This is a genomic window from Streptomyces flavusporus, from assembly GCF_046267975.1.
Lineage (GTDB): Bacteria > Actinomycetota > Actinomycetes > Streptomycetales > Streptomycetaceae > Streptomyces > Streptomyces flavusporus.
On the sequence record NZ_CP176503.1, the window covers coordinates 6,050,756 to 6,065,000 of the forward strand.

Here is a 14,245-nt window from a genome sequence, read left to right on the forward strand (position 1 = left end):
ACAGCGTTCAGTCCTCGCCGTACCGCGGGTCCACGGTCTCCGGCGTCAGCCCGAGCAGCTCGGCGACCTGCTCGACGACGATCTCGTGCACGAGTGCGGCCCGCTCGTCCCGCCCCTTGGTGCGGATCTCGACGGGCCGCCGGTAGACGACCACGCGCGGGGGATGCCCCTCGCGCGCGGGAATCGTGCCGCCGAGCGGAACCGCCTCGTCGTTCCAGGCCTGCCCGGGCCCGTCCAGCCTCGGTACTTCGAGGACGAGGAAATCGATGTCGGCGAGCTGCGGCCACCGCCGCTCCAGGCGCTCCACGGAGTCCTGCACCAAGTCCGCGAACGCCTCGGCGCGGCTCGCCGCGAGGGGCACCTGCGGCGGGGCGATCGGCCCGCGCATGCCCCGGCCGTGGCGATCACGACGGCGCGGCCCGGGGCCGGTGGCACGGGGTGGTACTCGGTTGTCCATCACTGGTGAAGGGTAGTCCTCGCGGGCAGTGCGCGCCCGGCCCCACGCGGCGTCCGGGACCCCCGTCGTCCCCCGGGACGGCATGTCGACAGATGACCATTCCAGCCAAGGTTGGGCTCGATTCCGTATCCCTCCGAGACCGGCAATCACGAGGCAATTGATGGCGTTTGTGCGGAGTGTTGACCGTTTCCGGGATCGTTCGACATCCCGGAAAGCGGTGTCCGCGCAGGTCAGCCCGGTGGGGCGGGAAGGGTGTGTGGGGCGTTTCACACCACGACACGGTGGAGTGACCTGGTGGAGAGTCGTCGCGGCCCGCTCAAGAGTGCGGTACCGTCCAACGTCGTGAGCCCTGTACGTCGCTGTTCGCGAACCGCTTGCGGCCGTCCCGCCGTAGCGACGCTGACGTACGTCTACGCCGACTCGACCGCCGTCCTCGGCCCGCTCGCCACCTACGCCGAACCCCACTGTTACGACCTGTGCGCCGAGCACTCCGAGCGCCTCACGGCCCCTCGGGGCTGGGAGGTCGTCCGGCTCCTCGACGGTTCGGCTCCCGCCCGGCCCAGCGGCGACGACCTGGAAGCGCTCGCCAACGCGGTGCGCGAGGCGGCTCGCCCCCAGGAGCGCGCGGCCCAGGCCGGTGGCGGCGGACGCGCGGCGGACCCGATGGAGGTCGCGCGCCGCGGCCACCTGCGGGTTCTGCGCTCACCCGACAACTGACCGACCGGTTCGGTCGCCCCTCCCGTTGTGCATGAGTGATGCACGCCCATTGACGCGGCGTTGTCGCGGACACGACCATTCCGTCACCCGTGAGAAATCGCTTTCCGCATGGCGGAATCCGGGGAGGCGCTCGTGTACATGCAGGAACTGGAACCCGTCGCCGGCTCGCTCGGCCTGTCCGCCCTGGTGGCGGCCCTGCCCCTCGTGATCGTCCTGGTCCTGCTCGGCGGCGTCCGCACGAAGGCGCACCTGGCCGGCCTCACCGGCTTGCTGGCGGCCGCCCTCGTCGCCTGGCTCGCGTACGGCATGCCGCTGGAACAAACCGTCTCCAGCGCCGCCCAGGGAGCCGTCTTCGGCCTCTTCCCCATCCTGTGGATCGTCGTCAACGCCCTGTGGGTGTACCGGATGACCGTCCGCACACGGCACTTCGACATCCTGCGCCGGTCCTTCGGGCGGCTCTCCGACGACCCGCGCATCCAGGCGCTCGTGGTCGCCTTCTGCTTCGGCGCCCTGCTGGAGGCCCTCGCCGGATTCGGGGCGCCCGTCGCCATCTGCTCGGTCATGCTCGTCGCCCTCGGCTTCGAGCCGGTGCGCGCCGCGGTCGTCGCGCTGGTCGCCAACACCGCGCCCGTGGCGTTCGGTGCCATGGGCACGCCGGTGGTGACACTCGCTCAGGTCACGGGGCTGCCGCTGGAGGACGTGGCGTCCGTGGTGGGGCGTCAGACCCCGCTGCTGGCCCTCGTGGTGCCGCTCGTGCTGGTCGGGCTCGTGGACGGGCGGCGCGGCCTGCGGGAGACCTGGGTGCCGGCCGTGGTGTGCGGAATCGCTTTCGCCGTCGCCCAGTTCGCCGCCTCGAACTACGTCTCCGCGCAACTGGCCGACATCGGCGCCGCCTTGGCGGGCGCGGCCGCGCTGGTGGCCGTACCCCAGGCCCGCAGGCCCGCCGCCGAACCCGTACGCGCGTCCGTGCTGACCGGCGCACGCAGCGAGGAACTGGACGAGGACGACCCGCGCGCGGACGTCGTACGGGCCTATGCGCCGTACACCCTCATCGTGGCCGTCTTCTCCGTCGCCCAGATCCCGGCGGTCAAGGACTGGCTGGCGAAGGCCACCCAGACATACGACTGGCCCTTCCTGGACGTCGTCGACGCCGACGGGAACGCGGTCGGCGGCAATGTCTTCACTTGGCCGATCGTCTCCACCGGCGGCACGCTCGTACTGCTCGCGGGCGTGGCCACGGCCGCCGTGATCGGGGTCCACGCGCGCGTGGCGGTCAAGGAGTGGCTCGCGACGGTGCACGAGTTGAGGTTCGCGATCCTGACCGTGACGTCCGTGCTGGCCCTCGCCTACGTCATGAACCTCTCCGGACAGGCGGCCACGATCGGCCACTTCGTGGCGGCGGCCGGTGCCGGGCTCGCCTTTCTGTCCCCGGTCCTCGGGTGGTTCGGCGTCGCCGTCTCCGGATCGGACACCTCGGCCAACGCGCTCTTCGGCGCCCTCCAGGTGACCGCCGCCCGCGAGTCGGGGCTGTCGCCGGAACTGCTCGCCGCCGCCAACAGCTCGGGCGGCGTGCTGGGCAAGATGATCTCGCCGCAGAACCTCACCATCGCCTGCGCCGCCGTCGGGCTCGCCGGCCGCGAGGGGGACCTGCTGCGCAAGGTGCTGCCCTGGAGCGTGGCGCTGCTGCTGGTGATGTGCCTGATCGTGGTCGGCCAGAGTTCGCCGGTGCTGGGCTGGATGCTGCCCTGACCTGAGGTTACGGCTGAGCTTCCGCTCACGGCCCGCACGGAGCTCTGTCAGAGGCTGCGGGTACTTTGTGGGGCACCGATAGGACTTTTCAGGAGGGGTGGCCGTGGAGGCTGATCTGTCACAGGTCGTGAAGGCGTACGACGTACGGGGGGTCGTCCCGGACCAGTGGGACGAGTCGTCGGCCGAGCTCTTCGGCGCGGCCTTCGTCCGGGTGACCGGCGCGGACGCGATCGTGATCGGGCACGACATGCGCCCCTCGTCTCCCGGCCTGTCGGCCGCCTTCGCGCGCGGGGCGGCGGCGCAGGGCGTGGACGTGACCGAGATCGGCCTCTGCTCGACCGACCAGCTGTACTACGCCTCGGGCGCGCTGAACCTGCCCGGCGCGATGTTCACCGCCTCGCACAACCCGGCCCAGTACAACGGCATCAAGATGTGCCGCGCGGGCGCCGCCCCCGTCGGCCAGGACACCGGCCTGGCGGAGATCCGCGAACTGGTCGAGCGATGGATCGAGTCGGGTGCCCCGGAACCTGCCGCCGCGCCGGGAACGATCACCCGGCGGGACACGTTGGAGGACTACGCGGCCCACCTGCGCTCCCTCGTCGACCTGACGTCCGTCCGCCCCCTGAAGGTCGTCGTGGACGCGGGCAACGGCATGGGCGGCCACACCGTTCCCACGGTCTTCGCCGGCCTGCCCCTGGACCTCGTCCCGATGTACTTCGAACTCGACGGCACGTTCCCGAACCACGAGGCCAACCCCCTCGACCCGGCCAACCTCGTCGACCTGCAGAAGCGGGTCCGCGAGGAGGGCGCCGACCTCGGCATCGCCTTCGACGGCGACGCCGACCGCTGCTTCGTCGTCGACGAGAACGGCGACCCGGTCTCCCCGTCGGCCATCACCGCCCTGGTCGCCTCCCGCGAGCTGGCCAGAAACGGCGGCAAGGGCACGATCATCCACAACCTGATCACGTCCTGGTCGGTCCCGGAGGTCGTCGAGGAGAACGGCGGCACGCCGGTACGCACGCGCGTGGGCCACTCCTTCATCAAGGCCGAGATGGCCAGGACCGGCGCGATCTTCGGCGGCGAGCACTCCGCCCACTACTACTTCCGCGACTTCTGGAACGCCGACACGGGCATGCTGGCCGCGCTCCACGTCCTCGCGGCCCTCGGCGGCCAGGACGGCCCGCTCTCGGCCCTGGTCGCCCAGTACGACCGCTACGTCGGCTCCGGCGAGATCAACTCCACGGTCGACGACCAGACGGCCCGCCTCGCCGCGATCAGGGCGGCGTACGAGGGGATCGAGGGCATCACACTCGACGAACTCGACGGCCTCACGGTCACCGCCGCCGACTGGTGGTTCAACGTCCGCCCCTCCAACACGGAACCGCTGCTGCGCCTGAACACGGAGGCACGGGACGAGGCAACGATGACCAAGGTGCGAGACGAGGCGCTGGCGATCATCAGGGGCTGAGGTCCGCCAGGGGGGTGCGTTGCGGCCTGCTCGTCATCCGCGGGCAGTCGTGCCGCCACCCCGTCAGTCCGCGGGCATTCGTGCCTCCCCCAGAGGGGGGACCCCCAGGACGGCACGGGTGGGCGCGGGCGGCACCCCGCAAACGCCGGGCTGCGCGACCCACCCCCCAGCACCAATGCCGCGCGGGCCCCAACCCGAGCCAGCGCAGCAACCCCGCACAGCACCCCCCACGGCGGTACCCTGACCAGGCACATCCGCACAACAAGACGTGCACGTACCCGCCCGAACAAGACCACCCAATCCGCCCCCGAAGGGACACCCCCATGCCGCTCGAAGCCGGCCTCCTGGAGATCCTCGCCTGCCCGGCCTGCCACGCCCCCCTCAAGGAGCAGGACGCGGAGCTGATCTGCACCGGCCAGGACTGCGGCCTGGCCTACCCCATCCGCGACGGCATCCCCGTCCTCCTCGTGGACGAGGCCCGCCGCCCCGCGTGAACGAGGCCCGCCGCCCGCGCAGAACCAGGCCCGCCGCCCACGTGGACGAGGCGCCGGCCCGTACAGGCGAGGGCCCGCCCGCGTAACCGACGACCCGGCGTTCGGAGGCTCCCACCCATGCTCGACGAATCGCTGCTCGACTCCCCGGAGGGCCTCGCCGAGGCCGACCACCGAGGCCTGCTCCGCGGCGCCGCGGAAGCCGGCGCCCGCGTCCGCACCGCAGCCCGGCACGCCGCCGAGGCCGGTGTCCAGGACCTCAAGCCCGACGGCCGCCCCCGCGCCGTCCTCATCGCCGGCCCCGGCGCCGCCGCCACCCACGCCGCCGACCTCCTCGGCACGCTCGCCGGCCCCGGCAGCCCCGTGACCCGGCTGGCCCCCACCGGCGTAGCACCGGCCGCCGGTGCCCTGCGTTGGGAACTGCCCGGCTGGGTCGGCTCGGTCGACCTGCTCCTGATCGCCACCCCCGATGGCACCGAGCCGGGCCTGTCCCTGCTCGCCGAGCAGGCCTACCGTCGCGGCTGCACGGTCGCCGCCGTGGCGCCCGCCCGCACCCCGCTCGCCGAAGCCGCCGAGGGCGCCCACGGCCTGTTCGTACCGCTGGCGACCGCCCCGTACGAGCACGACGAACCCCTCGCCGCGTCCGCCCCCGGCGTCCTGTGGGCCCTGCTCACCCCGCTCCTCGCGCTCCTGGACCGCATAGGTCTGCTCGCCGCCCCCGCCGACGCGATGGAGAAGGTCGCCGACCGGCTCGACCACATCGCCGAGCGATGCGGGCCCGCCATCGCGGCGTACAGCAATCCCGCCAAGACCCTCGCCGCCGAACTCGCCGACGCCCTCCCGGTGATCTGGACCGAGGGCACCTCGGCCGGCCCGGCAGGCCGCCGTTTCGCCGCCGCGCTGGCTGAACTCTCCGGCACCCCGGCCGTGGTGTCGGAACTGCCCGAGGCGCTCGCCGCGCACAGCGCCCTGCTCGCCGGCCCGCTCGCCGCCGGCGCCGACCCCGAGGACTTCTTCCGCGACCGCGTCGAGGAGCCACCCGCCCTGCACGCGCGCGTGGTGCTGCTCCGCGACCGCCCGATCGGCAGCCTCACCGCCGCCCCCGCCGCCCGTGACCTGGCCCTCAGCCACGACACGCCGATCAGCGAACTCGAACCGGACCCCGGCGGCGAACTGGAGACTCTCGCGGAACTGATCGCCATCACGGATTTCGCCGCCGTTTACCTGGCGCTCGCATCGAGGGCCTGATCTGGCCCAGGACGAGCTGACCTTCGTACGCGGACGAGAACCCGCGTCGTACGCAGAGAGAACGGGCAGAGAGAACCGATGGACCGCCTCGACAACACCATCCGCCCCTACGCCTGGGGTTCCACCACCGCGATCCCGCAGCTGCTCGGCGTCGAGCCGACCGGCGAGCCGCAGGCCGAGATGTGGATGGGCGCGCACCCGGGCGCACCCTCGCGCACCGACCGCGGCACGCTCGTCGACGTCATCGCGGCCGACCCGGAGCGCGAACTCGGCGCCGCGGCCGTGGCCAAGTTCGGCCCCACGCTGCCCTTCCTCCTCAAGATCCTCGCCGCGGGCGCCCCCCTCTCCCTCCAGGTGCACCCCAACCTGGACCAGGCGAGGGAGGGTTACGCGGACGAGGAGCGCCGAGGCATCCCCGTGGACGCCCCGCACCGCAACTACAAGGACGCCAACCACAAGCCGGAACTCATCTGCGCGCTCACCGAGTTCGACGGCCTGTGCGGCTTCCGCGACCCCAACGAGGCCGCCGAACTGCTCGACGGCCTCGGCGTCGACTCCCTCAAGCCGTACGTCGACCTGCTGCACGCCCACCCCGAGGACGCGGCACTGCGCGAGATCCTCACCGCCGTCCTCACCGCCGACCGCGAGGAGATGGCCCGCACGGTCGCCGAGGCCACCGCCGCATGCTCCCGCCTCGGCGGCGCCTACGCCCCGTACGCCGACCTCGCCCACCACTACCCCGGGGACCCGGGCGTCATCGCCGCGATGCTGCTCAACCACGTCCGCCTCCAGCCGGGCGAAGCCCTCTACCTCGGCGCGGGCATCCCGCACGCCTACCTCGACGGCCTCGGCGTCGAGATCATGGCCAACTCCGACAACGTCCTGCGCTGCGGTCTCACCCCCAAGCACGTCGACGTCCCCGAACTCCTGCGCATCGTCCGCTTCGAGCCGAGCGACCCCGGCGTGCTGCGCCCGGAGGCGTCCCCCGACGGCGAGGAGGTCTACGAGACCCCCATCGACGAGTTCCGCCTCTCCCGGTACGTCCTCCCGGCCGGCGGTGCCGCCCACGACCTCACCCGCGCCACTCCGCAGATCCTGCTCTGCACGGCCGGCACCGTACGGGCCGGCGAGCACGAGCTGACGCCCGGCGGGTCCGTCTTCGTACCGGCGGGAGAAAAGGCCGAAGTGTCCGGCACTGGCACGGTATTCCGGGCGACGGTGGTGGCCTGACCTACGGGCATCGGTGGCCAGGCGCGCCGTTGTCGGACCGGGCTGCAACAATGGCCCACCGGCAAAGGACGGGCAAAGCCCACCAGCGGCGCAGCCCTGGACGGCGTACGAAGGGACAACGCGAACAACATGAGCGCGTCAGGTGGCACAAAGGCGATCGTGGCGGCACTGCTCGCCAATCTCTCGATCGCGGTAGCGAAGTTCGTGGCGTTCCTCTTCAGCGGCTCGTCGTCGATGCTCGCCGAGTCGGTGCACTCGGTCGCCGACTCCGGCAACCAGGGCCTGCTGCTCCTCGGCGGCAAGAAGGCCCAGCGCGAGGCGACTCCGCAGCACCCCTTCGGCTACGGTCGCGAGCGCTACATCTATGCCTTCCTCGTCTCGATCGTCCTGTTCTCCGTCGGTGGCATGTTCGCCATCTACGAGGGCTACGAGAAGATCAAGCACCCGCACGACATCGAGCACTGGTACTGGCCGGTGGGCGTCCTCGTCTTCGCGATCATCGCCGAGACCTTCTCCTTCCGGACGGCCATCAAGGAGTCCAACGTCCTGCGCGGCCGGAAGTCCTGGAAGGAGTTCGTCCGCCACGCCAAGGCCCCCGAGCTGCCGGTCGTCCTCCTGGAGGACCTCGGCGCCCTCGTCGGTCTGATCCTCGCCCTGGGCGGCGTCGGTCTGGCACTCATCACCGGTGACAGCGTCTGGGACGGCATCGGCACCCTCTGCATCGGCGTCCTGCTCATCCTGATCGCGCTCGTCCTGGCCGCCGAGACCAAGTCCCTGCTGCTCGGCGAGGCCGCGGGCGTCGAGGAGGTCCAGAAGATCGAGGCCGCGATCGTCGACGGCGACACGGTCACCCGCGTCATCCACATGCGCACGCTCCACCTCGGCCCCGAGGAACTGCTGGTCGCCGCCAAGATCGCCGTACAGCACGAGGACACGGCCGGCGAGATCGCCGCCGCCATCGACGCCGCCGAGGCCCGCATCCGCGAGGCCGTCCCGATCGCCCGCGTCATCTACCTGGAGCCGGACATCTACAGCGAGGCCGAAGCGGCCAAGGGCCCCGACCGCGAGGCGTCCCCGGGCGGCCCGGCCTCGCACGCGACCGGCCACTGACCCATTTCCATGTCCACGGCCACGGGGCCCGCCGAACATTCGGCGGGCCCCGTCCGCTGTCGTCAGACCGGAGGCCGGGCCGGCGCCCGAGCGTCGAGCCCCACGGTCAGCCTCACAGCAGGGCCGGTTACCCGACCTCGCTCAGGACGCCCAGGATCCCCCGCTCGTCCGGCGCGGCCAGCAGCCGCTCGCGGAACCCGGCGTCCATCAGCTTCCGGGACAGCAGTGCGAGGATCCGCAGATGCTCATCACCCGCCGCTGCCTCCGGTACGGCGATCATGAACACGAGCCTCGCCTTCGTACCGTCCAGCGAGCCCCACTCGACGCCCTCGGCGGACCGTGCGAAGCCGACGACCGGCGCGGTCACCGCATCCGTCTTGGCGTGCGGAATCGCGATCTCCTCACCGAGCCCGGTCGTACCCTCCTCCTCGCGCCGCAGCGCCGTCCGCACCAACTCGTCCACGTCCGCGACCTTGCCGACCCGTGCCAGCAGGCCGGCCATCTCGCGGATGGCGTCCTCCTTGCCCCGTGCGTCCAGCCGGACCTTCACGGTCTCCCTGGTCAGGTGCCCGGAGAGCACCTCGGGCGCACGATCCCCTGGCTGGTTCGAGGCTGAATCGACGGCACCAACGGCATCGCCTGTCTCGACCGTCTCCTCCGCACCGTCCTTGGCAGCCCGGACGCTCCCGGCCTCCGCATCGGGCTTGGATGCCGTGCTCGCGGCACCATCAGTGGCCTCGGGCAGGGGCTGCGCCGACACTGCGCCGACCGTGGCCCCGGGCACAGCCTGTGCCCCCGCCGAGGCAGCCGTCGCCCCGGGCCCGGCCGGCGTCGGCGCCGCGGCAGCCGTAGCCCCGGAACCGTCCTGCGTGGATACGACGGCACCCGCGCCGGGCGCCCCCACCCCCGCCCCGACCAGCGCGGCCTCGGATCCCGCGCCGTACCCGCCACCGGCCGGCGCACCTCGCCCCCGCTTCCGCTCGGCGATGTCCACCAGAGCGACCGTCGTCAGCGCGGTCACCACCGTCCCGATCACCACGGCCACGAAGAACATCGGCACCCCGCTCACCGCACCGAGCACCGCAACGATCGGCCCGCCGTGCGGCACGGCGTCCTCCACACCGGCCTGCCCCGCTATCGCGCCGGCCACCGCACCACCGAGCATGTTGGCCGGGATGACCTGCGCGGGCCGCGCGGCGGCGAACGGGATCGCGCCCTCGGAGATGCCGAAGCACCCCATGAACAGCGAGGCCAGCCCGGTCTCCCGCTCCTGCTCGGTGTAGAGCCGCTTGCGTATCAGCGTGGCGAGCCCCTGCCCCAGCGGCATGACCGGAATCGCGGCCGCGCACATGCCCATGACGGTCTGGTTGCCGGTCGCGATGAGCCCCGCACCGAAGAGGAACGCCGTCTTGTTGACCGGCCCGCCCATGTCGAACGCGATCATCAGGCCGAGCAGCGCCCCCAGCAGGATCGCGCTGGTGCCGGTCATCCCGCCCAGCCAGCTGGTCAGATGCTCGAAGACCCAGGAGATGGGCCGGCCGATGACGTAGATGAAGAACATGCCGAGCGCGGTGGTCGCCACGATCGGGATCACGATGATCGGCATGATCGGCTGCACAAACCTCGGCACCCGGACCTTCTTGATCCACAACACCAGATACCCGGCGAGGAACCCGGTCACGATCGCCCCGATGAAACCCGCCCCCGCCTCGGAGTCGTACAGCTCACCGGTGTTGGCGATCCACCCGCCGATCATGCCCGGAACCAGCGCGGGCCGGTCGCCGATCGCGTAGGCGATGTAGCCGGAGAGGATCGGCACCATCAGCGTGAAGCCGATGACGCCGATGTTGTTCACGTCCATCCAGAAGGAGTCCTCCGGGATGACCAGGCCGCCGGACGGGTCCGTGTGCCCGCCCAGCGAGAGGGAGATCGCGATCAGCAGCCCGCCGACCACGACGAACGGGATTATGTAACTGACCTCGTTCATCAGCGCCTTGTAAGTGACGCTCCGCTCCTTGCCGCCCTCCGCCGGCGCCACCGTGGGCGCACCACCCCCCGTGTGCACCGGCGCTGACAGCACCTGCTCGATCAGCCGCTCGGGGTGCCGAATCCCTTCCGCGACCCCGACGGTGAGGACCCGCTTCCCGGCGAACCTGCTGAGGTCCACGTCCTTGTCCGCGGCGATGACGACACCGTCAGCGGATCTGACGTCGTTGTCATCGAGGATGTTCTCAGCCCCGATGGAACCTTGGGTCTCCACCTTCATCTCGGTACCGCGGCTCTCGGCAGCCTGCGCGAGCTTCTCCGCCGCCATGTACGTGTGCGCGATGCCGGTCGGGCAGGCGGTCACGGCAAGCAGCTTCACCTGCCTGCGCTCGTCACCGCCGCCCGTGGGGGGGGAGGGCCGACCGGACTCGTCACGTCGTTCTCCTAACGCCTTTGTCACACCGGAACGCCGTCCCGGAGGTCCCGCAGGGTCGACCGGATGTTCCGATCTCCCCCGCATCCTGCAATGCCGGCCGGCCTGCTCCAAGACGCAAACCGACCGGCCTGCTCCAGGATGCGAACGTGCACGGCCAACCGACGCCGATACCGATCACTTGCCGTGAACGGCCTGAAATGTTCGAGGGCGGACTGGGGAAGGCCGGGGCGCCCGGTGTAGCTTGGGACGGAGTCAGACGTCGCTGCTGATGGCGGTCGGGCGGTCCCCAGTGGACCGGCCGAGGGAGAGAGGGCCTCCGACGGACTGCGCTGCGCGCACGCGGCCATGCCTGTGTGCTTTTCGGGGCACGCATGTGTCCGCCGCCGCGCAGGTCAGCCGTACCCACCCTCGACCCAACCCGAGGAGCAGCCCGCAATGACGACTGTCGACAGCCGACAGGACTTCAAGGTCGCCGACCTCTCCCTGGCCGAGTTCGGCCGCAAGGAGATCACCCTCGCCGAACACGAGATGCCGGGCCTCATGGCGATCCGCAAGGAGTACGCCGAGGCGCAGCCGCTCGCAGGCGCCCGCATCACCGGCTCCCTGCACATGACCGTGCAGACCGCCGTCCTCATCGAGACCCTGGCCGCCCTGGGCGCGCAGGTCCGCTGGGCCTCCTGCAACATCTTCTCCACCCAGGACCACGCGGCCGCCGCCATCGCCGTCGGCCCGAACGGCACGCCCGACGACCCGCGGGGCGTCCCGGTCTTCGCCTGGAAGGGCGAGACCCTCCAGGAGTACTGGTGGTGCACCGAGCAGGCACTGACCTGGCCGGACAGCCCCACCGGCGGCCCGAACATGATCCTGGACGACGGCGGTGACGCCACCCTCCTCGTCCACAAGGGCGTCGAGTACGAGAAGGACGGCAAGGTCCCCTCGCCCGACACGGCCGAGTCCGACGAGCACCGCGTCATCCTCGAACTGCTCACCCGCACTGTGAGCGAGACCCCGCAGAAGTGGACCCAGCTGGCGTCCGAAATCCGCGGTGTCACCGAGGAGACCACGACCGGTGTCCACCGTCTGTACGAGATGCAGCGCGAGGGCACCCTCCTGTTCCCGGCGATCAACGTCAACGACGCCGTCACCAAGTCGAAGTTCGACAACAAGTACGGCTGCCGCCACTCCCTGGTCGACGGCATCAACCGCGCCACCGACACCCTGATCGGTGGCAAGACCGCGGTGATCTGCGGCTACGGCGACGTGGGCAAGGGCTGCGCGGAGTCCCTGCGCGGACAGGGCGCCCGCGTCATCGTCACCGAGATCGACCCGATCTGCGCCCTCCAGGCCGCGATGGACGGCTACCAGGTCACCACCCTGGACGAGGTCGTCGACAAGGCCGACATCTTCATCACCACGACCGGCAACAAGGACATCATCATGGCCTCGGACATGGCCAAGATGAAGCACCAGGCCATCGTCGGCAACATCGGCCACTTCGACAACGAGATCGACATGGCCGGCCTCGCCAAGGTCCCCGGCATCGTCAAGGACGAGATCAAGCCGCAGGTCCACACCTGGACCTTCCCCGACGGCAAGAAGATCATCGTCCTCTCCGAGGGCCGCCTGCTGAACCTGGGCAACGCCACCGGTCACCCGTCGTTCGTGATGTCCAACTCCTTCGCGGACCAGACGCTGGCCCAGATCGAGCTGTTCACCAAGCCTGACGAGTACCCGACCGACGTCTACGTGCTGCCCAAGCACCTCGACGAGAAGGTCGCCCGCCTGCACCTCGACGCGCTCGGCGTGAAGCTGACCACGCTCCGCCCCGAGCAGGCCGACTACATCGGCGTCAAGGTCGAGGGCCCCTACAAGCCGGACCACTACCGGTACTGAGTCCGCAGCCGACCCGCTGAGCAGCGCGTCCGTGCACTGACGCGATGCTCAGCAGCAGGTCCTCCAAGGCAGGCCCCCGCACCCCCGTGCCGGGGGCCTGCCCCTTTGGCCCCGTCGGACCAGCCAGTCACACCCCAGGACCCCCATGCCCCGCGGCCGCTATTCGCTCCAAGATCCGCACGATCACACCCCCTTCGCAGAAGAGCACTTCCACTGCGCCCCCGGCCCTTCCGGCTGGCGCTACGTCTCCCAACTGACCACCCCCACCGGCGATCACCGAGGCTCCGTCGACCTCGCCCTCGACGAACTCGGCCGCCCCATCCGCTTGGAACTCCACGCGGCGAGCTGGCAGGTGCGGGGCGCCGCCCTCGACGGCGTCACCTGGGTCCGTACGGACCCCACCGGCGCCCATGCCACGGAAGGCAATGTCCGCGCCCACGCCTTCACCGGCACGTCCCCCGCGTTCCTCATCGCCATCACCCGTCTGCTGCGCCTCACCCCTTCCGACTCCGCAACCCGCGTACGACTCGTCGCCTTCACTGATCCCGTCCTCGCCCCACGCACCGTGGACCAGTCCTGGACTCTGCTGAAAAGAGAAACACACGGCACTGACAACGGCTCCCTGACCGTGGACGAATACCAGGTCACAGCCCTGGACACGGGAGAGCAGCACCTCGTCCACATCGCCGGGGACGTCGTGCTCGCGGCGCCCGGCATCGAGCTGGAGGACCTCGAGTCGCCGCCGTCCGTCTTCCCCTGAGCGCGGGCCGAATGCGGAGCCAGGAACCCCCGAGATCGCCGAGAGGACGGGCATGCCCTTCTGTCCCGCTGTCTCTGTCGCGCCGTTGGCCGTTGGGCGCCGAACCAACGGGTCTGACGGCGGCTGCCGCGCGGGCCGACGGCGTTACGCGGGCGGCACGAACCCCGTGGCGGGCCGGTGCGGATCGGCCGACGGCCCTTCCGGCGGCAGCGCGGGCGGAGGTTCCTCCGCATGATCCGAGGGGCGGCTCTCGGGCCCTGCGGCACCAGCGAGCGGGTGTGCAGGCGGCGCGGCCGCACTGTGCGGGTCCGGCACGGCGGGGGAGTGCGGTGCGGAAGAGGCTGGGGGACGCACGTTCACCGAGCCGTACGAGCCCGGTGTCGCACCAGCCACGTACTGCGGTCCACCGGCGACGGGCGCGCCCGGAGCCGTCCCGTTCCTGAAAGCCCGCCGAACCTCCCGGGCCTGCCGCTCCTGCACCACCGCGGCCAGATACGCCGCCGGAGGCACACCCTCCGGCACCGGAGTCCCGGTCCGCCCCGCGAGGTCGGCCGCCAAGCGCTCCGCCATGGCCCCGCCGACCTGCGGGTCAAGCTGCTGCATCCGCGTCAGGTACTGGCGCACGGCCAGCCACAGCCCATCGGGGACCGCGGAAAGGTCAGTCCCCGAGAACCGCCCGGCCAGCCACGACGGTGGCGGA

12 protein-coding genes (1 of these 12 only partly in view) are annotated in these 14,245 nt (G+C 71.3%); 9 read left to right on the top strand and 3 right to left on the bottom strand.

All coding sequences use genetic code 11. From position 1 onward, the window contains the following. Nucleotides 1–7: 7 nt before the first annotated feature. Nucleotides 8–457: a metallopeptidase family protein gene (locus tag ACKTSN_RS28675; RefSeq protein ID WP_409471749.1), complete on the bottom strand. Its 450-nt coding sequence runs from the start codon at nucleotides 455–457 to the stop codon at nucleotides 8–10. 294 nt (nucleotides 458–751) lie between these two features. On the opposite strand from ACKTSN_RS28675, the gene ACKTSN_RS28680 reads away from it, so the two are divergent. From ACKTSN_RS28680 to ACKTSN_RS28710, 7 genes are all read left to right on the top strand, one after another. Continuing rightward, nucleotides 752–1,174 carry a DUF3499 domain-containing protein gene (locus tag ACKTSN_RS28680; RefSeq protein ID WP_053760356.1) on the top strand — a complete coding sequence of 141 codons (423 nt, stop codon included), beginning with the start codon at nucleotides 752–754 and terminating at the stop codon, nucleotides 1,172–1,174. Nucleotides 1,175–1,306: 132 nt separating this feature from the next. Beyond that, on the top strand, nucleotides 1,307–2,923 hold the full coding sequence (locus ACKTSN_RS28685) for an L-lactate permease (protein WP_409474947.1): 1,617 nt from the start codon (nucleotides 1,307–1,309) through the stop codon (nucleotides 2,921–2,923). Nucleotides 2,924–3,026: 103 nt separating this feature from the next. Next, entirely contained in the window at nucleotides 3,027–4,391 is a 1,365-nt protein-coding gene (locus ACKTSN_RS28690) for a phosphomannomutase/phosphoglucomutase (RefSeq protein WP_409471750.1), read from the top strand. A gap of 323 nt (nucleotides 4,392–4,714) precedes the next feature. Next, nucleotides 4,715–4,885 (top strand): Trm112 family protein, encoded by a 171-nt coding sequence (locus tag ACKTSN_RS28695; RefSeq protein WP_409471751.1) that lies wholly within the window; start codon nucleotides 4,715–4,717, stop codon nucleotides 4,883–4,885. Between the two features lie 117 nt (nucleotides 4,886–5,002). Next, complete coding sequence (locus ACKTSN_RS28700) at nucleotides 5,003–6,130, top strand: SIS domain-containing protein (RefSeq protein ID WP_409471752.1); 1,128 nt, start codon at nucleotides 5,003–5,005, stop codon at nucleotides 6,128–6,130. A gap of 78 nt (nucleotides 6,131–6,208) precedes the next feature. Beyond that, nucleotides 6,209–7,360, top strand: coding sequence for a mannose-6-phosphate isomerase, class I (gene manA, locus ACKTSN_RS28705; protein ID WP_409471753.1), 1,152 nt, complete (start codon nucleotides 6,209–6,211; stop codon nucleotides 7,358–7,360). Nucleotides 7,361–7,489: 129 nt separating this feature from the next. Then, nucleotides 7,490–8,470, top strand: a complete 981-nt coding sequence (locus ACKTSN_RS28710; RefSeq protein ID WP_409471754.1) for a cation diffusion facilitator family transporter — start codon at nucleotides 7,490–7,492, stop codon at nucleotides 8,468–8,470. Between the two features lie 127 nt (nucleotides 8,471–8,597). Here the strand turns inward: ACKTSN_RS28710 and ACKTSN_RS28715 are convergent, their stop codons facing one another. Continuing rightward, nucleotides 8,598–10,820 (bottom strand): fructose-specific PTS transporter subunit EIIC, encoded by a 2,223-nt coding sequence (locus ACKTSN_RS28715; RefSeq protein ID WP_409471755.1) that lies wholly within the window; start codon nucleotides 10,818–10,820, stop codon nucleotides 8,598–8,600. A 507-nt stretch (nucleotides 10,821–11,327) separates the two neighbouring features. Between ACKTSN_RS28715 and ahcY the strand changes: the two genes are divergently transcribed. Both ahcY and ACKTSN_RS28725 read left to right on the top strand, forming a co-directional pair. Beyond that, nucleotides 11,328–12,785: an adenosylhomocysteinase gene (gene ahcY / locus ACKTSN_RS28720; RefSeq protein ID WP_409471756.1), complete on the top strand. Its 1,458-nt coding sequence runs from the start codon at nucleotides 11,328–11,330 to the stop codon at nucleotides 12,783–12,785. 145 nt (nucleotides 12,786–12,930) lie between these two features. Beyond that, nucleotides 12,931–13,545 (top strand): hypothetical protein, encoded by a 615-nt coding sequence (locus ACKTSN_RS28725; RefSeq protein WP_409471757.1) that lies wholly within the window; start codon nucleotides 12,931–12,933, stop codon nucleotides 13,543–13,545. 144 nt (nucleotides 13,546–13,689) lie between these two features. On the opposite strand, the gene ACKTSN_RS28730 is transcribed toward ACKTSN_RS28725, so the two are convergent. After that, a protein-coding gene (locus ACKTSN_RS28730) for an RDD family protein (protein WP_409471758.1) crosses the window boundary here: on the bottom strand, nucleotides 13,690–14,245 show its 3' portion. Its footprint extends 482 nt past the window's final position; the window shows 556 of its 1,038 coding nt (coding positions 483–1,038); the start codon falls outside the window, past its right edge — the gene reads right to left on this strand; it ends in the stop codon at nucleotides 13,690–13,692.